Source organism: Rosistilla carotiformis, assembly GCF_007753095.1.
Taxonomy (GTDB): domain Bacteria; phylum Planctomycetota; class Planctomycetia; order Pirellulales; family Pirellulaceae; genus Rosistilla; species Rosistilla carotiformis.
Genome location: NZ_CP036348.1, coordinates 5475181 through 5499809, shown reverse-complemented (window position 1 = coordinate 5499809; position 24629 = coordinate 5475181). Strand labels below are relative to the sequence as shown.

Genomic DNA, 24629 nt, shown 5'->3' with positions numbered 1-24629 from the left:
AGTGGTTCAATGGGAGTCGATCTTGGGATCGATACGATAGACGCGACGGCGGTCATTCGCGAGTGGCCTCTTTGTGCTCGCGAACGCGACGATTGTAGGTGTCGATCGTCTCGCGGCGGCGCAGCATTCCCAACAGTTGACGCGATTGGTGGTCTTTGACGACGGGCAGTTCTTCCAAATTGAGCGCGGTGAAATGTCCAAGGGCGACGTTCAAATCGTCCTCCGGAGTGATCGAGACGACGTTGCTGGTCATCACATCGCTGGCATTGGCCAATTTCCAAATCGCGTCGTGGAACAGATACGACCGGACATCGTCGTCGGTGAAGATTCCAACCATAGTTTGGTTGTCGTCGACGACGGGAAAATAATGTTGATCGTTGTCGGCCAGGCGATGGACGATCTCGTCCAACGACATCGATTCGTGGATCAGGGAGTAGCTGGCGATGGGGCGGTAGGTTTCGCGGACCTGCACGCCGTCCAGGACATCGACAATGAAATCGCCCCGGTGCGCGGGAGAGTCCATCCGCGTCGGGACCTGTTTGCGATACAGTCGCGATCGGCGGCCGAATCCGAAGGTGATCGTGGTCACCAGCATCGTCGGAAGCAACAATCCAAAGTCTCCGGTCAGTGCCCGGACCATGATGATTGTGGAGATGGGAGCGTTGGAGACACCGGCGAAAAAGCCGGCCATTCCGACGATCGCGAAGGCTTCCGGATGCGGCGCCAACGTCGGCATCCAATCGTGCAGGTACAGCCCCACACCTGCGCTGAAGCACCCCCCGATGACGGTCGACGGACCGAACACGCCTCCAGGGCTGCCGCTGCCGATCGAGAGCGAAGTGGTTACGACTTTGACGAGGGCAATTGCAATCAGCAGCGACGGGCCCAGCCGCATCGAGTGGTGGACCGCTTCTTGCAGCGTACCCGAACCGCTACCCAATACCGCCAAGGCGCTGATCTGCTGGCCGGCCAAATAATAGAAGCCGACACCGACCAAGCCAGCCAAGAACGCCCCGATGGCGGGACGGAAGTGCGGCCGGACTGGCAATTTTTCGAACGCCCACCTGGATCCGTAAAACATTCGCACAAATGCGATTCCCAATGGGATCACGGCGCAGGCCAGCAGCAGGTACGGGATCAATTCCAGGGGGCTGCTGATGCCATGTTCCACCTTGATCCCCAACAGCGGTTGAAAGCGAATGTCGGCGGGGAGCGACTGCGTGTAGATGCTGTAGGCGACGATCGATGACGTGGCGGCCGGAACGATCACGTCGGCTTCCAATTCAGCGTCGCTGTAGAGGATTTCGGCGGCGAACACCGCACCCGCCAACGGCGCTCGAAAGATCGCGCCCACGCCCGCTCCCATCCCAGCGGCCAAGAGGATTCGGCGATCGCGGGGCGAAAGATGCAACCGCTGGGCGACAAGCGATCCGATTCCCGCCCCGATTTGACAGATCGGGCCTTCCCGCCCTCCGCTGGTTCCCGTTCCTAGTGCGATCGCCGACGCGATGGTTTTCACGAATGGGACGCGAGCGGCAATCTTGCCGTGCTGGTTATGAAAGCTATCGATCGCCGCATCGGTCCCTGGCCCGGCTGCTTCGGGAGCGAATTGATAGACCATCCAGCCCGCGACCAGCGCGCCGCAGACCATGACCACAACGATCATCCACGGGTGCAACGTCAGTTCCGGATGGGAGAACGGAGACCCTTCGCCGGTTGCTTCGGGGGGAGCGTATCCAGCGTATTGGACCAAGGAAAATCGGATTACGAGATGCCCGAGAAACTGAAAGATGATCGCCCCAAATCCGACAGTGATACCAACCAGAATCGCCAATAGCAGCGATCGGCTGGACGAACGAAAGTGTTTCGTGCGGTTGCGGAGCGATTGAGTCAGGTGCGGCGGAGCGGGCATTGAGGACTGGGACGCAGATGCGGTGGCGATCGTCAGGAACAGACCGCAGTCTAAAGGGTCGACCCAGGATGGTGAAGTGTCGCACCGAGGGCGGGGCGTTGCCGGCGTGGATCGCACAGGCGTGCAGCCGGAGTTTTTAACGGTTGGGGCGTTGGATCGTCCTCCAGAGACCGGCTTAGGTATCGGAAGTGTAACGGAAAAGTAAACGTTTGAACGATCCGCGGCGAACCACTTTTTGCCCTATTTCGATTCTGCTACCGTTAGCCCGGTCCGCGTGAGGTGGGTTTCCGAACCCCTGGGTTCATTGGACCCCCGCATCGGCACCCTTTCTGCAATTCTATTTGTTCCGGCGGCTGAAAACCGTATCACTCCCACAACAGGAAACTGCCCCGTGTCGATTGTGATGGAACCCCAAGACGCATCCTCCGGGCTGCAACGTGCGAGCGACGATTCGCAGACGCTCCCCACCCGCAAGCAGGTTTTGGCCGCGATCCCCGAAGACTGTTTCGATCGCAGCACGTTGAAATCATCGCTGTATATGGTCGCTTCGATCGTGATGACGGTGGGTTGCGGCGTGTTGGCGTACTTGTTTATGCCAATGACTTGGGCTTGGTTACCGGCGTGGATCGCGTATGCGGCTGTGACCGGAACGATTGCCACCGGATGTTGGGTGGTCGCCCATGAATGCGGCCACCGCGCGTTCAGCAAACACAACTGGTATCAAGACCTGGTCGGTTTCACGCTTCATTCGGCCCTGTTGGTGCCCTACTTTTCGTGGCAACGCAGCCATGCCCTCCACCACGCTCGCACCAATCACATGGATCTGGGGGAGACGTTTGTACCGACGCGTGACACCACCGCTGCGGGGAAGGCTTGGATCCGTTGGCAAGAGACAATGGGCGATGAAGCGTTTGCTGTCGTGATCATGGTCGCGAGGCTGTTGGTCGGCTGGCCCGCCTATCTTTTGACGGGTGCCAGCGGCGGACCGGCGCGGGGGATGACGAATCACTTTTGGCCTGCGAAGCCGTTTTCGGCAGCGATGTTCCCGGGCAAGTGGCGAGCCAAGGTGTGGCTTTCGGACCTGGGCGTGCTCGCTACGCTGGGCCTCTTGGGCTGGTGGGCCTACGCCGAAGGATCCTTCCTGCCCGTGTTGGCGGTTTTTGTAGGCCCCTATCTGTTTACGAACGCTTGGTTGGTCCTTTACACCTGGCTTCAGCACACCGATGTCGACGTCCCCCACTTCGAAGAAGACGAATGGACGTGGGTCAAAGGGGCTTTCATGACGATCGATCGTCCTTACGGTCCGGTCTTTGATTTCCTGCATCATCGAATCGGCAGCACCCACGTCGCCCATCACATCGACGCCCGAATCCCGCATTACAACGCCGTTCGTGCGACCGAAGCATTGAAGTCTACGTTTCCCGATTTGTACCTGTACGATCCGACGCCGATTCACAAGGCGCTTTGGAAAGTGGCAACGCATTGCAACGTGGTTTCCAAAGCCGATGTGGGTTGGAAATTCAATGGCAAGACACGGGTCTAACTCGCTAGCGCGTCAAAGCCGAATCCTTCCTGGTCACGCACAATCGGTGACGTGACCTTTCTAAAAAGCAGGCCGTGCGAAACGTCGCGGCGTTTCTAAACGCTGGACGATCAGCTTCGCCATTCCTCTGAATGGCATCAACGGCCATGGGCGAGCGCGCGTCCGGCGACCATCGATAGCAACGACGATGGGCGCGCGTCTGGTTCGACGACAGGGAATCCTACAGTCGGCTCTCGGCGATTGATTCACCGCGCCCCAACTGCGGTTGGGCGATGGGGATCCTGGACGCTGGAGCCGGCGGGAAAGAATTTGCGTCGACAGCGGAGACCCACTTGGTGGCGTCTCTCGATCCAAGAACGGTTGCGTCGCAAGCACTGCTGCCAATTCTAGAAAACGATGGGGGTGACAGGAATCGAACCTGCACGCCATAAAGGCACTGGATCCTAAATCCAGCGCGTCTGCCAGTTCCGCCACACCCCCAGGTGATAGGCAAATCGGCTGTGTTACCACAGCGGCGGTCGCAAGTTTACCAAAGCCCGGCAGTTTTGGTAAGGACCGTTTCGAACCTGTTTTTCTTGGCCATTGGGGCCGCGTTGTCGGGGCCAACCGACGTCGGGATCGACTCGTGTTGGAACCTCGAAAGGTATTCCAAGGTCAGGCTTTTCAGGGCCCGACCTTGGGCTTTTCGATCCATAGGACAAGTCCTGCCCGCAGGCCTCCGCTTAACGTTGGCTAGCGGAGCTGCTGCTTTGGCGGCTGATCCGATCGGTGGAGACTTCCATGTATCGCGTCGCTTCTTCGGCGACCAGGATCGTTTCTCCTGCGGTCACTTCGGCACGGAAGCGGTGGTGAGCTGCGTTCATTGCTTTCGCACGAACGCTCAACGTCACTTCTTGCCCGGCATCGATCCGTGGGATCGCGTCGAACAGCACCTGTCCAGGAACCAATTCGCCAGCGTGTCCGGCAACCTTGATTGGTTCGATACCGTTGCTGAATTGAGCGATGACCTTGACCTCTTCGGCGGCTCGTGTGCCGCGGTTGCGGATCACGATCTCGTAGGTTACCTCTTCACCGACAGGGGCCGGTGCAACGGGATCGTTGATCGTCAGCACAAGGTCGGCGATCGCTTCCACTTTCGTGGTCAACGAAACGGTGGCACGTCCCGCGGCGGATCCGCGGCATTCAAACGCTAGCACGTGTGATCCGACGCCTGAAAGTTCACACTGGATGTCGTAGTCGGCCGATGCCCCGGGGGCCATCTTGTCGACCTTCCATCGCAGGAATTCTCCCACCACCTCGGCGCCTTGGATTCCCGATTTGTAAACGACGCCTTCAGGCAGCCGAAGGACGGCGACGACGTCGGTGCTGGCTGCGGTGCCGGCGTTGTTGATCTTCAGGTGATAATCCGCCAACGTGTTGTGGTACTTCAACGGAGGACCGGTCAGCGTGGCGATCAGGTCGGCGGTCAAGACACGAATCTTCTTGATCGCTTCGTTGCGGATGTCGTTCGCACCCGAGGCGAGGCCGTGGATCTCCAAGCCGCCGCGGTCTTGAGCCGTCAATTCGATTTCGAATTGGGCTTCTTTCCCCGGAGGAATAGTACCGATGCGTTGGTTTTGCGGAGTCGATGAATTGGGGGACAGCGTGAACGAGACGTCGTTTGCGATGCCGTTGCCCGGATTCATAACGCGGACCTTGTAAACTCGCGATTCGCCGAAGACGACTTCGTCGGGGCCTTCGATGACCAATTTCACAAGCGGTTCTTGGACGCGGACCTGCGCGGTTCGTTGCTGTGGCAAAACGGTCCATTCGACACCTACGTCGAACGTTTCGGCTCGTTCGGCAGCGATTCGCAGGGTCAGCGTTTCGGTTTCGCCCGCGGGCAAGGTATTGATCTGCCAGAGCATCCGACGCTCTTCTTCGTGCGGTTCGGGCTCGACATCCCCAGCGGTCGATTGGTGGCTGCGAACGGCGGTCCAGGTTGGCAGCGACGCACGGATCATGACGCCCGGTGCATCGATCGCCCCTTTGTTCTCGACGATGATCGAATATTCGGCCACTTGATTGATCTGGATCTCATCGGGACCGTGGGTCCGAACGCGAATCATAGGGATCTCGGACATCATCATTTGTCCGTTGTTATCGCGCGGCTCGACGGCGACTTCCACGGCTTCGGTTTCTTCCGCCGGTGGTGCGGCAGCAGGCGTTGCGGCGGTGGGAGCACTCGCGGTCCGTGCGGGCACCTGGTAGGTTCGCGTCGCGGCGGCACCACCGATCACGGCGCGGGTCGTCGAGGACCGGCGGTTCGACGGGGGTGCGGTAGTACGGCTGGTGTATTCGTTCGTCGACTGCAGCGTCAATTGGGCATCGTGCTCGAATTGTGCCTGTCCCGAGTCTTGGGCGGTCGCCGATGGTTGGGGCGCTGGAGCGGTCGGTTGGACATCGCTGGGGCTGCTCTGGGCGACTTCCAAAGGTTGGGCGGGAGCTGGCATCGCCAGTTCGATCGTTTCCTCTTGAATCACTTCTTCTTGGATCACTTCCTCTTCGATAGCGACTTCGGTTTGCGAACTACTACCCGGCAGCGGCTTTCGAGGCACGGAAGGTGTTCGACTGACCGGAGCCGAGTTGCGAGTCGACGTGTCGACGGCGATCGATTCGGTGGAAGAGAAGGTGGTGCGGCGATCCGCCCGACGGCTGCTCGACGAGTTCGAAAAACTGGTGTCGACCGAAATCGAAGTGCCTTGCGACGAGGAACCGGCGCTATAGGTTTCGACGCTCAAGTTTTCGGAGCTATCGTAATCTTCGGCGCTTGGAATGGCTGCCTTGGCTTGTTGCTGCATTTCCAGCAGTCGTTCGCGATCTTCGGGATCGAGCAATGGTTGCGGTTGGCCCGGTGCAACATAAGGGATGGCCGCGGTGCGCGGAGCTGAATTTCCCGCGTCGTAGGAGCTCGACGGTGTCGGAATGAAGGGAGACGGGAACGGCTGCGATGTATTGTTCGTCGGCCGCGCGGCGGTTCGCAATTGGGGCGCCGGGGCACTGCTGGTTCCCGACGATTCGCTGTCAGATCCACCGCCAAACAGCCGGCCCAGGATGCCGACTCCCGAGCTTTGGGAGCTGCTTTGTCGCGACGTCGCGCGACTGCGTGGCTGTTTGCCCACAACTTGTCTGATTGTTGGGTTGCTGTTTTGAGCCGATGCGTTGGCTGTAGACTGAGCTGTCTGGCCGCTTGCTGGAGCAGCGCTCAGCAAACAAGCGATCAAAACAAGTGACAGTTTCGTGAAACGTGACATGCGCACGACTCTCCGACGAGTGAAATTCAAATCCTATGGTCTCTGATTATCGGAGCCGTGACGTGTTAAATTGAATCAAATCTGCGGATTGCCCGGATAACACGAGCTTTCCAATGCATGCAATCCGCACCTCCCTCAATTTTGGTGATAGTTAAAGATGAGTCGACGCGAACAGATCGAGGCGATGTTGAAGGACGAACCGCAAGACACGTTCCTGCGGTACAGCTTGGCGATGGAATTGCGAAGCGAAGGGGATAACGAGGCGAGCATTCGCCAGTTGGTCGAACTGACCGGCGACACGCCGCCTTATGTTCCCGCCTTCTTCATGGCAGCGCAGCAATTGGTCGACTTGGATCGCCCCAACGAGGCGCGGACGATGCTCCGCGATGGCATTGACCAGGCGCGGGCTCAAGATGATGCCCACGCCGCCGCCGAAATGGCCGACTTCCTGACCATGATTGGCGACATGGGCGAATGATAGCGCGTCCAGCAAGGTTGCTGCCGACGCGGTGGTGGTTGCGGATGGATTTGAGCAACGATGTCGAGTGAAAAAACAGAAGCGATCATCTTGCGCGTGGTCCCGTTCAGCGAATCGAGCGTCGTTTTAACGATGTTGACGCGCGATTTCGGGAAAATCTCGGCGCTCGCCAAAGGGGCCTATCGGCCCAAAAGCGCTTTTGAAGGCGCGATTGACCTGGGCTGCCATTGTCGCGTAGTGTTCATCAAGAAGTCCTCCGATGCCTTGGATCTATTGACCGAAGCCAAACTGGAACGCCGGTTTCGCGCGGCCAATAAATCTTTGCAGCGGTTGTACGTTGGTTATTACATTTTGGAACTTTTGCGTGAGTTGACCGAATCGGATGAACCACATCCCGACTTGTTCGAACTCGCGCTATGGACACTCCGGAAGATTGATAGCGCCGACCTAAACCCCGGCGATCTATTGGACCTTGTGGCGACCTTTGAATTGCAAGCTTTAAAACACCTTGGACACGCTCCCTCGATGGACGTTTGTGCTACGTGCGGCAAGACTGTCGGCGAGATGCCATCGGTCCCTTTTGGGATGATCAGTGGCGGTGTTTTGTGCTTGGCGTGCCGTCCCATCTCGCGACAGGTGGTGATGCTGTCAAAGCAAACCCGTGATGCGATGCGACAACGGATCAATGGACCGCCAGGGCTTCCCGCGGTAAACCAAACTCAAAAAAGTCAACGAAACGGCGAACTGCGTGGCGTGCTGCGTCGATATATGTCGCATCACGTCGGCCATGAATTAAAGATGCCTCGGTTGATCGATGGCATCGGCGGCGGCTAGACCGCAGCGTTGCAAATCCCGTTGCCTCAGCAACCGGTTTGCCAGAGACCCTTTTATTAGCTCAGCGACATGGAAGTCGATCATGCGAATTAATATCTTCACGCTGCTTGCGATCGGATTGATTGCCGTTCCCGGCTGTAGTTCGTTTCAAAAGACTCCGTGGGGTGATGGGCTGGCGGCGCAAGAGATTGCTTCACCACCGAACAGTCCCGATGCCGGCGAGGGCTTGGAGATCGAAGACAAACGCAACGCCGCGGTAGCGCTAACCGATTACGTGACGGGCAAGGGGCCTGCGGATCGGGAAAAGGCGCGGCAACTGTACCGCGACGCGGAGGCATTGTTCGAACAGGCTTCGGCGGCGGAAGGGAAGCCGCGGATGAAATTGTTCCGCAAGTCGGCCGGTGTGTTTGTGAAGGCTTCCAAGGAATGGAAGGATTCGGCATTGGAAGAGGACGCGCTGATGATGGCGGGAGAAAGCTATTTCTTCGCTGACGATTTCCCCGAATCGGACAAGATGTATGGCGAGTTGTTGGAACGGCATCCGCGCAGCCGGCACATCGATCGGGTCGTCGCACGGCGTTTTGAGATCGCCAAGTATTGGTTGGCGGTCGACAAACAGGGTGGCCAAATCTTGCCGGTGAACCTGACCAACCACCGCCTGCCGGCACTGGATGTCGATGGCTCGGGAATCAAATTGTTGGATCAGATCCGTTACGACGCGCCGACCGGCAAGCTGGCCGATGACGCTACGATGGCGGCTGGGTTGGAGTATTTTGAACGCAAGAAATGGACGACTGCCGACGGGTTTTTCTCCGACTTGCGGGAATCGTTTCCCGACAGCAACCATCAGTTCAATGCGCACCTCTTTGGCTTGAAGTGTAAACTGGAAATCTACCAAGGTCCGAAGTATAGCGGCACGGTGTTGAACGAGGCGGAAGATTTGGTGTCGCGGATGCAGCGACTTTTCGCCAACGAGCTGGAGAAGCAAGAGAACCGCGACATGGTCAGCAAGGCTGTCGCGGAGATCGACCACTTGCAAGCCGAACGGCTGTATTCTCGGGCCCAGTTCCGCGAACTTCGCTCGGAAAACGGGGCGGCGAAATTTTATTATCGCCAGTTGATCGAAGAGCATCCCAAGACCAGTTACGCCGAAACGGCTCGCGAGCGGTTGGCGGCGATCGAAGGGAAACCGGACAACCCGCCACAACGTTTGGCTTGGTTGAACAAAATTTTCCCCGACAGCGAGCCAGCAAAACCAATCATGGTTGGCAGTCCCAGCAACATGCTTAGGTAAACAGTCCTGTGAGATCGATTTACATTGGGTTGGAAACTCGGTTTGCGGTACGGATGGCATTCGCTTGCCTGTGGATCGCCGTCAGCGGATGCGCTGGCTACCAATTAGGCAACCAATCCCTCTATCGTAACGACGTGCGGACGGTTTACGTTCCCGTGATTCGCAACGATTCGTTCCGCGAAGACCTGGGCGTTCGGCTGACTGAAGCCGTCCAAAAGGCGATCGAACAGCGAACCCCGTTCAAAGTCACCGGCGATCCGACCGCTGACAGCGTGCTGACATGCCGCGTGATCGGCGACAGTAAACAGGTGCTGACCGAAACCAACACCGACGAACCACGCGCGATCGACAACGCGATCGCGATTCAAGCGAGCTGGATCAACCGACAGGGAAGCGTGTTGATGGAAAACCGCATCCTACCGGCCGGCCAGTTGGCGTTCTATTTCCGGCAGAGTAGTCGGATGGTTCCCGAAGCGGGACAAACGAGCGCCACCGCGTTCCAGGAAGTGATCGACGATCTTGCCAATCAAATCGTCAATCAAATGCAGGTCCGTTGGTAACGATCGGCCGACCGGAGGCGAAAAATAGCCTCAAGAAAATTAGCAAAAATCCTGTGAACCCCTGTTACCCAAAACCGATCTTTTCAGGTACACTTTCCCACAGTTCAAGGCTGCCCGATGGTGTAATGGCAACACTACGGTTTTTGGTACCGTCATTCTAGGTTCGAGTCCTAGTCGGGCAATTTTGATTCGTCCTGCCAGTCGAGTTGGATGAGTCGCTTGTTATTGAACAAAACGATGAAAGGCTCGCCGTGAATCACGGTGAGCCTTTTTTCGTGATCTTCATGGCGTTCGCCAGCCCGCTCACTTCCGACGGGGCTCGGCTTGAACGTTACGCGGCAATCGTCTTGCCGCCTCGTTCAGTTCTCTGCCTGCGGCGCGTCGAAAAATCGGTGCCCAGACGCCCATCGGGCGATCGCCGCGCAGGGCGCCTCTGCCAAGCACCGCTGGCCGTAATTCGATCGGAGCGGTCGCTAATTCAATGAGGTCATCCATGAAAAATCCCCCCACCGGTAACGACCAGCAGGGGGAATGCACGCAACGGTAATCGTGGTGAATGGATGAACCTGGATTGAAAGCAGGCGGGATATTGTGAGCGGCCGATTCTATCGGGCAGGGAAAGGGATTTGCGGAATGCCGCGTCCTCCCCTTCACCCAAATCTGAGCGGACCCGACCCCACCGAACTGCCCGTTTTAGAGCAGTTCCTGCATGCCCTTTGCAATCGAAAGGACCTTCGACTTCGGGGCTTCTTCCAGTTGTTTGCATTCCGCTTCCAACTTGGCAGCTTTCTCCGGATCGGTTTCCTTGATCACTTCGATATTTTGTTGAATGGTGAGTAACTCGCTACCTACAGTACCCGAATCGATGATGTACTGAAGGTCCGCCCGAATCGATTCCTCCGGCGGTGTGGTGCTTGCCGGTACTGGCGTGCTGCCAGGCCCGCACCCCAAACATGTCCCAATCAAAACGCTGGCGACGAATAATTTTGCATGAACCATAATTTTACTTTGCTCGAAATCAATGCGGATTGCTACGGAAGTTGAAGCGGCGTGCCGTCGTTGCGAGCGCCGAAGTTTTGCCAGGTGCTGAGATCGATGGTTTCTCCGACAAACCGGACCGACGCGTCGCCGACCGTCGCCATGACGCCTCCGGGGTGTCGGCTTCGCGGAGTGTAGACCCCGTCACGATCCGAGGCAAAACCGCTCGAGCTTGTTTGACAGTTTGGGTACCGCCAGTTGGGCGTTGCCAAGGTGTTGATCATGGTCTGAGTTGGCAAGCCGGTAATCCAGAACTGCCCATTCGAACCGTTGTGGTCTGAAACGGCCTCGCAAGCAGCACCAAACGTATCCAGCTGGGCTTGCGTTGGGAACGTGTTAAAGCCCGCGGAAGATCCCTTGCGAGGTTCCGAGGAATTGCCGTTCATCAGCGAGGAGGTTTCGTTATCGCCAACCAAGTGTTCGGACATCATCAACGTGTTGGACAATCCATCAAGCACGTCACGCATCTTTGTTTCCACACCTGGTTTGGAGTGATCGGTTTGCGGCCCACGGAACATCCCGTTTTGATTCGTGGGATTCGAAAACGAGGTGGTGGTTCCGTAGCTAACCGCGTAGTTGCAGCCCGGACTGCCCGACGGATAGGCTAAATCGGAAGGACACAGGAATGCGTCAACCTTGGCGTTCTTGTATTGAGAAGCGACGTTGTGCCACCGTTTGTAAAACTGATCCGACGATTGAACGATCCCTTGGTGCAACGCGTCTTGCTCAATGAATGGCAGGATCTGCACCCAAGCGCTATACCCCAAATAGGCATAACCGTCGTCTTCATTTGCTGTGTAATTGCAGGCGGGAAAGGCAAGATGGACGTCGTGGTAGTTGTGCATCGCCAGTCCAAGTTGCTTCATGTTGTTCGAGCAACTCATCCGACGCGCCGCTTCGCGCGCCGCTTGAACCGCTGGCAACAGCAGGCCCACTAGGATGCCGATAATGGCAATCACCACCAGTAGTTCAACTAGGGTAAAGCCGCGTTTAGAAGGTGATCGGGGTAACATAGACTGACTCCAGGAAGGACGTGATGATAAACGAGCTAGTCTGAGGGGGGAGAGTGCCGCCACGTGATAGAAGTGGCTTGTTGGCAACCCTTGAGTGGCTAGCTGGGGATTTTAAGGCACCATATTACTCTTCGTCATTGCGCATATCAATGGTGGACTTACACTGCGGTTCGGGAAATCTCTTTACCCATCCGCTAAAGGTTCCCATCGTACAGTATGAAGCGAATTCTCCGTGAGGGGGGGCGGTAGAGGCTCCCGATGAAAGGGGCACATTCGTCGGCGTTTACCCCAAGGGAGGGGTGACGCAGGATCGGGGCTCGCATTCCGCAGTTGCAGCGCTGCGCGTCAAACTTTGGCTACCCGCTTGGCTCCCTGCGGGAGCCAAGGTCACCGTCGACAGCAAGATCCGCTATTAGAACGAACCCGAAAGTTCGGTGGCCCGTTTGACCCGTTGAATGCCGACGCCAAAAGCCGCCTCGCGCAGCGATATGCCTTTATCTTGCGCTGTATGCCAGACATTCTCAAAAGCTTCGCTGAGCGTGCGGTCGAGTTCTTGCCGCACGCGGTCGAGACTCCAACGGTAGTGCTGACGGTTCTGCACCCATTCGAAATAGCTGACCGTCACGCCGCCAGCATTGGCCAGGATGTCGGGCAGGACGACCACGCCGCGCTCGTTCAATTGTTCATCGGCGTCGGGCCAGATCGGGCCGTTGGCCGCTTCGATGATGATTCTGGCCTGGATCTGGTCGACGTTTTCGCCGGTAATCACGCCGCCGAGGGCCGCCGGGATCAGCACTTCGCAATCGGTTTGCAGCAGCGCCTCACCAGGCAATCGTTCGCACTCCTTGAAACCTTCAAGCGATCCTTTGTGCATCAGCGTGTGCCGCAGCAATTGTGGGATGTCCAAGCCCCGCGGATCGTAATAGGTGCCGCTGACATCGCTGACTGCCACGATTGGAAATTCCGCTTCGTGCAAAAATTTGGCGGCGTGCGAACCGACGTTGCCAAATCCCTGAATCGCCACGCGGGATTCGTGAGGGCGGCGGCCTTTGCGTTTGAGCAGCTTGAAGGTTAGCAGGCCCACGCCGCGGCCGGTCGCTTCCTCGCGTCCCTTGGCTCCGTACTCTTCGACCGGTTTGCCGGTGATCACGGCGGGATTAAAGCCGTGGTACTTTTCCCACTGATTGCGAATCCAAGCCATCGTTCGGTGATCGGTGCCCATGTCGGGGGCGGGAATATCGGTGTCGGGGCCAATCACATCATGGATCTGATCGACAAACGCCCTGGTCATTCGTTCCAGTTCCGATGGGCTGAGCGTCTTGGGATTCACCCCAATCCCCCCCTTGGCCCCACCATACGGAAGGTCGACGACGGCGGTCTTCCAAGTCATCAGGCTGGCCAACGCTCGCACTTCATCCAGGTTGACTTCGTGATGATAACGGAGTCCCCCCTTCATCGGACCACGGCTGTTGTTGTGTTGCACCCGATAGCCGACGCAATTCATCACGCTGCCATCGTCCTTGTGGAACGAGACTTGAACCTGCAGTTCCCGCTTCGACATCTGCAAGCTCTCCCGCATGCTGTCGCTCATTTCGACGTGCTCGGTGGCGCGGTTGAAGTAGGTTTGCGTTGCCTCAAATGCATGCATAGGTTCTTCCTTCTCGTGATACCTAAATTTCGGGGACCCGATAACGCACGTTCTTGGGGACCAATACCGTGGCAATCTCTAATATAGCCCATCCCTGCGGTTCGCCGACCGCGGTGGGAACGTCTTGTCAGGTTTTGCTCCCCCACGCAACCGATCGGCCCGTAGCCAGACATCGTGTGGTGCGGGCTATTCCGAATATGCCAGCCATGGTGGCGCAACGGTGGGCCGAACCGGTGCCTGTTTGCCTGCTTGCGCCCCGGGTTGACCTAGATTTTCTCAACCCGTCCATTCCGCGATTTTCCGACGAAGGCACAGATCATGCTTGGCGAACATCTAGTTGCAGGCGAACAACTGCTTGGCGCAGACAACGATCTCCGCGCGCTCGAAGAGCTTTGCCGCACGACAAGCAACGAATCACAACGCGTCGCCGAACGGCGGGCGCTCGATACGCCGGTTCATATTCAGCCCGCCAATTCGCGGGAGCGGAACGCTTGGAAACTGGCTGGAAAGCTACGCGATCTGTCGGAAACCGGCTGCGGCGCGCTGACCGACAAACCGCTGATGGTGGGCGACGTCTACTGGATTTCGACCTCCGAGGGATCGTTGCAAATGGGAAACTTCTTCGCCCGCTGTGTCCGTTGTCGGATGATCCGCGAAGGAAGTTTTGAACAAGGGTTCACGTTTTTCAGCAATCCACGGCAGGATCACAGTGAATCGTTAACGTCCGCGTTTTAATCGGCGAACCGGTTTTTCATCTCAAGGATTCGCCGCATGTCAGCTCCCGCAAACATCGACCAACCGAGCACATCCAACAATTCCAGCGCCGACACGTTTGTGTTGGGGCATCTGTCGCGATTGGTTCGCCAATTAAGCGCCAACGGAACCTCCGCGGCCGCGGTTTACCGTCAGTTGTTCGCGACAATCGTCGACCACTACAAGCCGCTGGTTGCCAAGATCGATGTTCGCGGCCAAGCCACCAACTACAACGACTCACATCAAAGCCAGCGATTGTCGGGAACGATGCTGATCGAAGTTGGATCGATCGCCGTTTCCGAAACGCTGACCGACGCGATCTGCGAAGAAGCGCCGGTCTTTCGGATCAATTCCCTCGACGCCACGAAAAAATATGTCACCATCGGTGTTCCTATTCGCGATCCCTTGCAACGCGAGACGACCGGCGGACTTTCGGTAGCCTTGGTCCCACGCAATCAATCCGACATCAACGCGTTGGTTGCCGAATTGAATTCGTTAACCCTGGCCGCGGCCGGATGTATCAATTCAAGTCCCACCCAGGATAAGACGCACCGCAACGCCGACTGGGCGCGTGTGCTGTCGCGCGTTGCCAAGATGGGCGACCGCCATGAATTTGCGATCACGTTGGTCAACACCTTGGCCGACCGCTTTGTATGCGGCAAAGCGGGGCTCGGATTGATTCGCGGCAAGCGTGTCGAAGTGCGAGCGATTTCAGGACTCTCGACGATCAAAGCGAACAGTCCGGGAGTGGCCGACATGCGGCAGGTGATGGAGGAATGTTGCGACCTCAAAACCCCGATCTTTGCCAGTCGGCGGAACGACGAACAACAGCGGACGTTGCCGATACATCGCGGTTGGAGCGAGCGAAACAACTGCGCCGCCATCAGCGTGCCGATCATGCTCGACAGCGACGTGTTGGCCGTTGTCACGTTGTCGCGCGGCGCCGATAAACCGTTTTCCAATGAAGACTTGGAATCGATCACGAAACTGTTGGAGCCCTTTGGCCCCTCGCTGCAATTGATCGAAAAATCGAGTCGATCGATTGCCGAACATGTGCGTGAAGAAGGCCGCGGTGCGATCCTGCCGTGGTTGAAACCTCAGTCGCATGCGCGGAAGGCGGGGATGATCACCGCGGGATTATTTTTTGCCTGGTTCCTGTTTGGCAGCTTAACTTACCGGCCGATGTGCGAAAGCGTCCTCTCGCCCGCTCAAGTGGTCAACATGGCCGCGCCGTTGGATTCAAGAATCGAAAGCGTCTTGGTCAGCTCGGGGGATCGCGTTGAAAAAGACCAGGTGTTGGTGGTCTTGGACAGCCGCGAATTGCAGCTGCAACGCAATCAATTGCGCGCTCAAATCGCCAGCAGCGAAGTCGTCGTTGGCCAAGCGATCGCTGATCGCAAAGTCGGCGAAGCGGCGTTGGCCAAGGCGGATGTCCGCGTCCTGCACAGCCAATTGGACAGCATTGAAAATCAAATCGAACAATCGACCCTGCGGGCTCCATCCGCTGGAATCGTGGTTGCTGCAGATCTGAAAAAACGCATCGGCCAAGTGCTGCCTCAGGGCGAACCGTTGGTAACGTTCGCGCCGGGAGAACGCTGGGTTGTTGAGATCATGGTTCCCGACCATGTCGCACCGTATGTTGCTCAGGATCAGTCCGGCGTGTTCCGCGCCTATTCGCACCCCGATCAATCGATCGCCTTTAAGATCGATTGGGTCGGCGGCGCGGCGCAGGTTGTCGATGGGAAAAACGTCTTCATCGCCGAAGCGGAATTGGATTCGCAAACCGATTGGATGAAGGCGGGAATGAAAGGCGTGGGCCGGATTCAGGCTCAACGCAAGGCGGTTTGGTGGGTCAGCATGCATGGCCTGCTCGATTATTTGCACATGAAATTCTGGCTGTAGCGATGACCGATTCCCCCGCACCACCGACTCTTGCCGAGCGTCTTGCCGACGCCCGAGCGATGCTGCGCAGCGATGTCACCGTCAGCCGGCATCTGTTTCAGGGCGAACCGTCGTACATGCTGCACGATCCGATCAGCTTCCAAAACCATCGGTTGAGCTTACAGGATTATTCGATCGTCGCTGGACTGGACGATGCACTGACATTGCAACAATGTTTTGAAGCGATGGTCGACCGCGGCGACCTGGTCCCTTCCGAGCAAGAAGGCTACTACCGGTTCGTTTTGAAACTGCAGTCGCTGGGTGTCTTGTCGTTGCCCGCGAACAACGGTCCCCAGCTGTACGAACGCTACAAACAGACTCAAAAAGCCAAGATGAAATCGCTGCCGATGCAGCTGATGTCGCTGCGCATTCCGTTGGCCCGGCCCGATGCGTTTTTGGATCGAACCGCGAGCTGGTTCGGTTGGCTGTTTTCGATATGGTTTGTTCCGGTGTGGTTGTTTGGTCTGGCGGTCGCGACTTCGATCGTGGTGCTCCGCCGCGACGAATTTTTTCAACCGCTCAACGCAACCCTCACGACATCCAACGTGGTCACGCTGGCGGTTGTATTGGCGATTCTCAAAGTGTGGCACGAACTGGGGCACGGATACGCCTGCAAGCTGTTCGGCGGTCGCGTTCCCGAGATGGGGATGATCCTGATGATGGGAGCGCCGCTGGCGTATGTGGATGCCAGTGCCGCGTGGACTTTTCCCCGCCGCATCCATCGCTTGATCGTGTTGGTAGGTGGGATGTACTTTGAGTCGCTGGTGGCGATTCCGGCGGTCTTCGTGTGGGCCTTTTGGGGACCTTCGACATTGCTGGGATCGATCGCCTACCAACTGGTTTTTATGGCCACCGCGATCACCGTCTTGTTCAACGCCAACCCGCTGATGAAATACGACGGCTATTTCATCCTCAGCGACTTGCTGGGAGTTCCCAACCTTCGCCAGCGGGCGACCAACGAAATCAATTCGACATTCCAACGCCACGTGCTCGGCTTGCGAAACATCGCTGCCGGCACGGCCCAGCCGTCGATGCGAATCGTGTTGCTGGCCTACGGGATTTCGGCCTCGATCTATCGCTGCTTCGTCTTCTTAGGACTCGCGGCACTCTTGGCATCGCACGCTTTTTTGCTGGGCATGTTCTTGGGGGCGCTGTTCCTTGTTTATTCGATCGGCGGCAGTCTGAAGAAGTTCATCAACTATCTATGGTACAGCGAACAAACCGCGTCGGTGCGGCCGCGAGCCTATGCGATCAGCGTGCTTCCGTTGGTCGTGTTGCCGCTTGGGTTGATGGTTCTGCCGACGCCGGGCGGAATTCGTGCGACGGGGGTTGTCGGCGGCCAGCAGGAATTTGTGATCCATGCCGATTCGCCAGGGTTCGTCGAACACGTGGATGTTCGTGTCGGCCAACCGGTTGCCGCTGGAGAACCCTTGGTTCGCTTACGCAATCAAAATCTTGAACTGCAATTTGCAACCGATCGAGCGTTATTGGAACGCGCCGAATTGGAACTGCAAGCCGTTGGGCAAGCCGACCTGTCACAGATGGCCCAGATGCGGCATCAGGTCCACAGCTTAAAACACTCGCTGCTGCATGCCCAACAAAACATGACGAATCTCGTCGTCCGCGCTCCCGCCACCGGAGCGCTCGTCGAAAGCATGACGCCGCGCGATCAAGGACGTTTTGTCCAAGTGGGCGATCCGTTGGCGACGGTCGTCGACGGCACCACCATCGTCAACGTTTGGTTGACGGGGGAACAGATGCGGATCATTTCGCCCGAGATCGGCGACCGTGTCAATGTCCGTTTTCCGGGGGCTCGGCTCGGTTCGTTCACAGCAAAAATCCAACATGTCGCCCCCGCGGCTCAGGTCGAAATGGACGAGATCGCCGCAACCCATCTCGCTGGCGGCGATATCCCCATCGATCCGGTGACGGGCAGGTCGATCGAACCGTTGGTTCAGCTGAAGGTCGAATTGCCCGAGACGATTCAAAAATTGGTCCGGCACAAAAGCCAAGCGAGTCTGAACTTTGGTCGCCGCTACGAACCTTTTGCGTTCTGGATGGCCCGGAGATTGATTGTCTTCATCGAAAAACTGTCGATGAGCTAATCCGCGTCGCGGGTGCCCAGGTTTAACCCGAATCCCAGGCTGCAACCGAACGCTAACTATTGATTGAATGAGACGACAATTATGAAAGCTTTTTATCTTCTGTGGATCCTGTTGCCGGCGGTGGCGATCGCGTCGGGGCTGCCGACGCGCGTTGTCGCAATCGAGCCGGTCGGGGCAGATAAATGGGATGCGTTCCCTTACGACCGATCGATTCTCGAAACACGTAGCCAATTGCATGGCATCGCGCGAGGGAAATTAGACAGCGAGATGCGGTTCGAGATTCCCGGAGTTGTCGCAAACGTTCATGTCCGCGATGGCCAATGGGTCCAGCAGGGAGAACCTTTGTTGTCGTTAAACGATGCCGTGGTTCGGGCCGCCTGGAAAGTGGCTCAAGCCCAGGCGTCGCAGTACGGCGCAGTGGAATCGGCGCGACTGCAAGCCGAACTGGTGGGGCGACAATTGAAACGCTTGGAACTCGCGTTTCGCGAACAAGCGAGTTCTGAATTCGAGCTCGATGAAAAAAGGAGTCAATTCGCTCAGGCCCAGGCGGTGCTGACCGTACAGCAAGAAGAAGCCAAAGCGGCGGAAGCGAATTTGGAATTGAAGGCGGCTGAACTGCAGAAGTTTCATCTGATCGCCCCATTTGCAGGTCAAGTCGTTCGCATCGACAAGAAGCAGGGGCAGCCGATCGATCCAAACGAAACAGCGCTAATGATCGTCGACGCGCGGCAATTGGAGATCGAGATGTTTTTGCCGATCGCGCTGTTTGGTGACATCGTTGTCGGCCAAACGTATTCGATGCGTGCCGATGCGCCGGTCCACCAATCCTTGCCGGCAAAGGCGATCTATGTGGCGCCAGTCGTCGATGCGACCAGTGGGACGTTTCGTTGTGTGTTCGAGATCGAAAACGCCGATCGAAAACTGCCCGCGGGGTTCGCAGTCCGGTTGGAATTGAAATCCGATCTGGCATCGGTCCGCCAATAAACCGCCATGCCAACCGAGCGACAGCCGTTGCGTTTACGAATGCGTGTGTAGGGCTTCGATCGCGATCGCGATGAACAAACCTAAAAGCAACGCAGCGGTTAACTTGCCGCGATCGTGCGAATGGAACTGGACTTCGGGCAAGAGATCTCCCAGGGCGATACACAAGAAAAACCCTGCGGAAAAGCCCAGGCTGCATCCCAAAAACAGATCCATCGTCGGCGAGCCGCCCAGCGATGCCAGGCTGCTCCAAGCCAAGATCGCGCCCAACGGACAGGCCATCGCAAAACCGCAATTGACAAGCATCTGATTCTCCAGCGACGTGCCACGCGCACGCATCAGCGAAGTAATCGACATCGCGTCGAGTGGCTTGTGCAACATCACCGCCAGGAACGTCCCCAGTCCCAGGAAGGTCATGCTGCCACCGGATTCGCTGCGCACGCTGGCTGCCAATGCTACTCCATCGATCAACGTGTGAATCGCCAAACCGACAAACAGCCCCTGCCAACTGAATCGGCTGGGAAGTTTTAAGTTGACGACTGCATCGTCGTGTGCGTGGTCATGGGAGTGGCTGTGTGAATGATCGTGTGAATGGCTATGGTCGTGAACATGAGGATCTGCGTGGCCTGGTTCCGAAAGCGTGACCAAATGCGGATCGCCATCGACCGATTCGGCGACCGGATGGTCGGCATGATCGTGATCGCAACGACTGTGATCCGGATCGGTGTGGTGATGAACGTGGAACACCCGCAGCAGGAAGAACATCATCACGACGCCGCCCAGCATCGAATAGGCGACCGGCAGAAACGAATCGACGCGCATTGCGGCGTGCGGCAGCATATGGATGATCGCCACGCCGAGCATCAGCCCGGAAACGAGGCTCATGACGACCTGCATCCGCAGGTGGGTCAGCCGCAGGATCGATGGCAAAAGTCCACCCAAAAGCGATGCGGCCACGATCATTGCGCAGTACAGAATGATCAGAAGGGTCGGTGGCAGCATGGACTTGAAAGGTTACCGGCAGCTTAGGAGCAAGAGACTCAAGCCCCCGAGAGAGACTTGCCCGCCAGACCACAAGACACTTCCGCCTCGCAATCCGTTAGGGCTGCCACTTTACGCCGGATGCGGCTTTTAGACAATTCGCCATCCGCGAACGACGAACCGCTACCGCTCCGAATCTCCTAGCCCGAGGCGCAAACAGCACTCGCCATAGCGGTTTGCGGCAACGAGCTATTCCCCGAGCGAACGGTGCTGACTACAGGTCGGTCGGCTCGCAGCCGAGCCACCTGGCTCGATGCAAACAAAAACTCGTCGACGTGATCGATCGCCTTGCCGATCGCCGTCCGCAATTTGGCTGGCCGCAAGTGGTACTCCAGCGGCGTATAGCGATGGTATGCATCGACAGCCATTCGATAGCCGTTGACCATCGGAACCTTCTCCGCATCGGGATCGGGAGTCAAAACCATCGCGAGATTCGGCAAATGACTGCTCTTCAGCGAGACCGGCTGGGTTCGGAAGCCAGCTTTGTGTGCCACGTTGCGGAGCGAGATCTCGGTGAAATTGTAGATATGTCCATAATGAAAGACACGATTCGGGGCGGCGTGCGGACGGCCGAAATCGGGGACTTCCACAAACAGATGGCCATCGGGTCGCATCAGTTGACGGATCTGCCGCAGCGCGTCGACGGGGTTGGGCAGGTGTTCGAGGACATGCACTAACAGGACCAGCGATTGATCCTGCCGCGCTTCGTCGGCTAAATCTTCCAGGAAGGCACAGCGAACGTTCACGCCCAACTGCTGTCGAGAATATTGGCAAAACCCTTCACCCGGCTCGATTCCGTTGACCGAACAGCCAAAATTTTCGAACTGCCGTAAATTGCAACCGATTCCCGAACCGACCTCGAAAACTTGGTCTCCCGGTTCGACAAAGGGTCTCAGAGCGTCAAAACGCTCGCGTCCGCGACGCCATTCGCGATAGACGCGGCGGTTGCTGGGAGTCGCTTCGCCGTTGTAGTCGATTCGGTACTGGGAGCTGTAAAATTCCGCAAGCTCTTCGCTGGTAGGGATTTGCGCGTGCTGAACGAGTCCGCAACTAGTGCAGACGACGGTTTCCAAAGCCTGGCGTCGGCGATCGCGGGTCGAAATCAGTTCCAGCCCAGCGGAACTACAGATGCGGCAAGCGGCTTGGCCTGCTGTTTTCCCAAGAACCATGGCGGCTTCCAAAAATTAACAATCGGGCTCCTGCGGCACCTTTAGGGTGGATTGGGAGCTTGAAAAACCGATCAATAACAGATGCAGCGATCGCAAGTAAATGACAGATCTGCCGCCGATGGGGGGGGGGCGTCGAACGATCAGCAATTGACCTAAATTTCAGGCTGCGATAGACTTAGCGGCACGAGATTTTGCGCATCCACCCGGTCGGTCGCCACAAGCGATCAACCAGGGTGTTCAAAACCACTTTTTTATAGCTTGGGGAAGGCGAAGGGCATGTTGCCCTGGACGGCTTGCTTGCGGCAAACGCCCGCGAAGCGTCCGTCTCGAACTCCCGTGCTCACTCTGGAGAAGAATAAGTCGATGTCAGATTCTATCGTGAAGGACATGATCGAGGCGGGTGTTCACTTTGGACACCGAACCAGCCTTTGGAATCCTAAGATGGCCCCGTACATCTTTGGACGCAAAAACCAGGTTCACATCCTCGACATTCGCGAAACACTGCGTGGCATGTTGCGTGCCAAAAAGTATCTGTCGCAGGTCGCCGCTGGCGGCAGCTTGATCCTGTTCGTGGGAACCAAGCGCCAAGCAGGCGAAGCGATCGAGAAGGAATCGCTGCGTTGCGGCATGCCTTTCGTTTCGGAACGTTGGTTGGGAGGAACGTTGACCAATTTCCGAACCATTCGCAGCCGCCTGACTCGCCTGGAAGAGTTGGAAAAACTGCGCGACAACAACCAAATGGACATGTACAGCAAGAAGATGCAATCTTCGCTGAACCGCGAACATCGCAAGATGTACCGCAACCTCAACGGTCTGCGAACGATGAATCGTATTCCTGAATGTTTGGTGATCATCGATCCAGGCAAGGAACGCAATGCGATCCGTGAAGCCAAGCGATTGGGAATCACCACCATTGCGTTGATCGATTCGGACAGCGATCCCGATTTGGTCGATCTGCCGATCCCAGGCAACGATGACGGTATCCGCTCGATCGAATTGATCGTTCGCCAATTGGCCGACGCCGTACGCGAAGGCAAGGGCGAAAGCGCGAGCGAAGAAAAGGATAGCGCACCGGCTGTGGAGACCATGGCACCCGCTCCGGCAACCACGTAAACCCGATTCGGGAAACAAGACGTCGCACGCAAGCATCGCTTGGTGCATGGCGTGGACGTCGGGAATTCGGCAACGGCTGGCCACAACGGTCAGCCGCCGCTGGGATTCCCGTTATCACATCTCACAACCCCACCGGCGGCGTCACGGGCGTCGCGACGGAATCAGACAGGGAGAATCTTAGAAATGAGTCAGGTTTCCGCAGCAGCGGTTAAGGCTTTCCGCGTTCGAACCGGCCTTCCATTGATGGACTGCAAGAATGCGCTGCAAGAGGCAGGTGGCGACGAAGAAAAGGCGTTCGAACTGCTCCGCAAAAAAGGCAAGGACATGCTCGATAAGCGTGCCGATCGCGAAACCGCGTTTGGTCGTTTCGGGATGTACATGGGGCAGGACAAATCGAGCGGAGCGATGGTGGAACTGCTGTGCGAAAGCGCACCGGTAACCACGAACGAAGGCTTCGTTCAACTGGCCAACGACTTGGCTCAACAATTGGCAACCGGCCCCGGCGCGAGCACTCCCGAAGAACTGCTCAGCCAGCCCTCCCCTTCGGACCCCAGCAAGACTCTGGGCGATCAGAAGGACGAACTGTTCAACAAGATTCGCGAAGTCTTCAACGTTGGACGTCTTGTCCGCGTCGACAATACATGTGGCGGATACCAGCACAACGCGGGTACCGTTGCAGGCGTATTGATTTCGGTCGAAGGTGGCAGCGACGAAGCGGCCAAAGACGTTTCGATGCACATCGCCGCCATGCGTCCTTCGGCGCTCAGCGTCGACGAATTGGATGCCGACGAAGTTGCCAAGGAGCGTGAAGTTTTGCGTACCGCAGCGATTGCTGAAGGCAAGCCCGAAGCGATTGTCGACAAGATGGTCGAAGGCCGGATGCGCAACTACTACGCCGAAAAGGTGTTGTTGGAGCAATCGTTTGTGAAAGAAGAATCGCAAACCGTGGGCGAATACGCCAAAGACAAGGGAATGACCGTGAAGGGTTACACCCACTGGATCTTGGGCGAAGCGTAATCGCGAACCCGAGTGTCGTTTGAAATCGAAATCCCGGTTTGACTCCGCTGTCAGACCGGGATTTTTTTGGGCTCAAGTGCCCCGTCCCTGAATACCCTTGTTGGGAAACCTACCGGAAACATCATGACCATCGAATCTGCTAGCCCCGCCCTGCGATACAAACGCGTCGTCCTTAAACTCAGTGGCGAAAGCCTGGCCCATTCGGGTGAACGCGGCATCAGCATGGATGAAGTCGGGGACATCTCGGCGCAAATCAAACAAGCCACGCAAAGCGGTTGCCAAGTTGCCGTGGTGATTGGAGGCGGCAATATCCTGCGAGGGGCGCAGTTCTCCGGTCGCAGCAGTTTGATCAACGAGGCGACAGCCCACTACATGGGGATGTTGGCAACGGTGATGAATTCGCTGTCGCTGCAAGACGCGCTCGAACAGATCGGCTGTCCGACTCGCGTGATGTCTTCGATCCGCATGGACGGCGTTTGCGAAACCTTCGTCCGTCGCCGCGCGATCCGGCATCTGGAGAAAGGACGCGTGGTCATTCTGGCCGCTGGAATCGGACGCCCCTTTGTGACCACCGATACCGCGGCAGCGCAACGAGCGCTGGAACTGGAAGCCGACGTGGTGCTCAAAGCGACCCGCGTTGATGGCGTCTACAGCGAAGATCCCGAGAAGAACCCGCACGCGCTGCTCTATGACCGATTGACCTTCAAAGAGGTGATCGAACGGAACCTTCGCGTGATGGATGCCACCGCGATTGCGATGTGCCGCGAGCATTCGCTGCCGATCCTCGTCTTCAATTTCAAGAAAGACGGCAACATCGTCCGCGCTGTTTCCGGCGAAAACATCGGCACCCGGATCGAAGAATCGGTAGGGTGATTAACCGGAGTGCGGTTCGTGTT

General features: G+C 57.4%; 19 protein-coding genes and 2 tRNA genes. 13 read left to right on the top strand and 8 right to left on the bottom strand.

All coding sequences use genetic code 11. The features are described 5' to 3' along the window. Positions 1–52 precede the first annotated feature (52 nt). Positions 53–1912: a chloride channel protein gene (locus Poly24_RS19915; RefSeq protein ID WP_145099620.1), complete on the bottom strand. Its 1860-nt coding sequence runs from the start codon at positions 1910–1912 to the stop codon at positions 53–55. Between the two features lie 391 nt (positions 1913–2303). Between Poly24_RS19915 and Poly24_RS19910 the strand changes: the two genes are divergently transcribed. Beyond that, positions 2304–3455, top strand: a complete 1152-nt coding sequence (locus tag Poly24_RS19910; RefSeq protein ID WP_197452039.1) for a fatty acid desaturase — start codon at positions 2304–2306, stop codon at positions 3453–3455. Between the two features lie 397 nt (positions 3456–3852). On the opposite strand, the gene Poly24_RS19905 is transcribed toward Poly24_RS19910, so the two are convergent. After that, positions 3853–3935: transfer RNA gene (locus Poly24_RS19905), tRNA-Leu, on the bottom strand. Positions 3936–4177: 242 nt separating this feature from the next. Further along, complete coding sequence (locus tag Poly24_RS19900) at positions 4178–6748, bottom strand: COG1361 family protein (protein WP_145099617.1); 2571 nt, start codon at positions 6746–6748, stop codon at positions 4178–4180. A gap of 157 nt (positions 6749–6905) precedes the next feature. On the opposite strand from Poly24_RS19900, the gene Poly24_RS19895 reads away from it, so the two are divergent. The 5 genes from Poly24_RS19895 to Poly24_RS19875 all read left to right on the top strand — a co-directional run bounded on the left by Poly24_RS19895 (position 6906) and on the right by Poly24_RS19875 (position 10096). After that, the gene (locus tag Poly24_RS19895) at positions 6906–7226 is read left to right on the top strand and encodes a tetratricopeptide repeat protein (RefSeq protein WP_145099614.1); all 321 of its coding nucleotides are present in this window, start codon (positions 6906–6908) and stop codon (positions 7224–7226) included. A gap of 60 nt (positions 7227–7286) precedes the next feature. Further along, positions 7287–8060 (top strand): DNA repair protein RecO, encoded by a 774-nt coding sequence (gene recO / locus Poly24_RS19890; RefSeq protein ID WP_145099611.1) that lies wholly within the window; start codon positions 7287–7289, stop codon positions 8058–8060. Positions 8061–8142: 82 nt separating this feature from the next. Next, positions 8143–9354, top strand: coding sequence for a tetratricopeptide repeat protein (locus tag Poly24_RS19885; RefSeq protein WP_197452038.1), 1212 nt, complete (start codon positions 8143–8145; stop codon positions 9352–9354). A gap of 8 nt (positions 9355–9362) precedes the next feature. Beyond that, on the top strand, positions 9363–9914 hold the full coding sequence (lptE, locus tag Poly24_RS19880) for an LPS assembly lipoprotein LptE (RefSeq protein ID WP_145099605.1): 552 nt from the start codon (positions 9363–9365) through the stop codon (positions 9912–9914). Positions 9915–10025: 111 nt separating this feature from the next. Further along, positions 10026–10096, top strand: a tRNA-Gln gene (locus tag Poly24_RS19875). A 511-nt stretch (positions 10097–10607) separates the two neighbouring features. Here the strand turns inward: Poly24_RS19875 and Poly24_RS19870 are convergent. The 3 genes from Poly24_RS19870 to Poly24_RS19860 form a co-directional block, all read right to left on the bottom strand. Then, positions 10608–10913, bottom strand: coding sequence for a hypothetical protein (locus Poly24_RS19870; RefSeq protein WP_145099602.1), 306 nt, complete (start codon positions 10911–10913; stop codon positions 10608–10610). 32 nt (positions 10914–10945) lie between these two features. Beyond that, a complete protein-coding gene (locus tag Poly24_RS19865; protein WP_197452037.1) occupies positions 10946–11914 on the bottom strand; it encodes a DUF1559 domain-containing protein in 969 nt (322 codons plus the stop codon). A gap of 463 nt (positions 11915–12377) precedes the next feature. Next, positions 12378–13613 carry a Glu/Leu/Phe/Val family dehydrogenase gene (locus Poly24_RS19860; protein ID WP_145099599.1) on the bottom strand — a complete coding sequence of 412 codons (1236 nt, stop codon included), beginning with the start codon at positions 13611–13613 and terminating at the stop codon, positions 12378–12380. Positions 13614–13931: 318 nt separating this feature from the next. Here Poly24_RS19860 and Poly24_RS19855 point away from each other — a divergent pair, with 318 nt between their 5' ends. The 4 genes from Poly24_RS19855 to Poly24_RS19840 all read left to right on the top strand — a co-directional run bounded on the left by Poly24_RS19855 (position 13932) and on the right by Poly24_RS19840 (position 19396). After that, a complete protein-coding gene (locus Poly24_RS19855; RefSeq protein ID WP_145099596.1) occupies positions 13932–14348 on the top strand; it encodes a PilZ domain-containing protein in 417 nt (138 codons plus the stop codon). A gap of 36 nt (positions 14349–14384) precedes the next feature. Beyond that, the gene (locus Poly24_RS19850; protein ID WP_145099593.1) at positions 14385–16268 is read left to right on the top strand and encodes an efflux RND transporter periplasmic adaptor subunit; all 1884 of its coding nucleotides are present in this window, start codon (positions 14385–14387) and stop codon (positions 16266–16268) included. A gap of 2 nt (positions 16269–16270) precedes the next feature. After that, entirely contained in the window at positions 16271–18412 is a 2142-nt protein-coding gene (locus tag Poly24_RS19845) for an HlyD family efflux transporter periplasmic adaptor subunit (protein WP_145099590.1), read from the top strand. Between the two features lie 81 nt (positions 18413–18493). Beyond that, positions 18494–19396, top strand: a complete 903-nt coding sequence (locus Poly24_RS19840) for an efflux RND transporter periplasmic adaptor subunit (RefSeq protein ID WP_145099587.1) — start codon at positions 18494–18496, stop codon at positions 19394–19396. Positions 19397–19429: 33 nt separating this feature from the next. Here the strand turns inward: Poly24_RS19840 and Poly24_RS19835 are convergent, their stop codons facing one another. Then, a complete protein-coding gene (locus Poly24_RS19835; RefSeq protein WP_145099584.1) occupies positions 19430–20395 on the bottom strand; it encodes a ZIP family metal transporter in 966 nt (321 codons plus the stop codon). 179 nt (positions 20396–20574) lie between these two features. Further along, the gene (locus Poly24_RS19830; RefSeq protein WP_145099581.1) at positions 20575–21603 is read right to left on the bottom strand and encodes a class I SAM-dependent methyltransferase; all 1029 of its coding nucleotides are present in this window, start codon (positions 21601–21603) and stop codon (positions 20575–20577) included. A 363-nt stretch (positions 21604–21966) separates the two neighbouring features. On the opposite strand from Poly24_RS19830, the gene rpsB reads away from it, so the two are divergent. The 3 genes from rpsB (at position 21967) to pyrH (ending at position 24606) form a co-directional block, all read left to right on the top strand. Beyond that, positions 21967–22716, top strand: a complete 750-nt coding sequence (gene rpsB, locus Poly24_RS19825) for a 30S ribosomal protein S2 (RefSeq protein WP_145099578.1) — start codon at positions 21967–21969, stop codon at positions 22714–22716. A 183-nt stretch (positions 22717–22899) separates the two neighbouring features. Further along, a complete protein-coding gene (gene tsf / locus Poly24_RS19820) occupies positions 22900–23733 on the top strand; it encodes a translation elongation factor Ts (RefSeq protein ID WP_145099575.1) in 834 nt (277 codons plus the stop codon). A 123-nt stretch (positions 23734–23856) separates the two neighbouring features. Then, on the top strand, positions 23857–24606 hold the full coding sequence (gene pyrH, locus Poly24_RS19815; RefSeq protein ID WP_145099572.1) for a UMP kinase: 750 nt from the start codon (positions 23857–23859) through the stop codon (positions 24604–24606). The last annotated feature ends 23 nt before the right edge of the window (positions 24607–24629 follow it).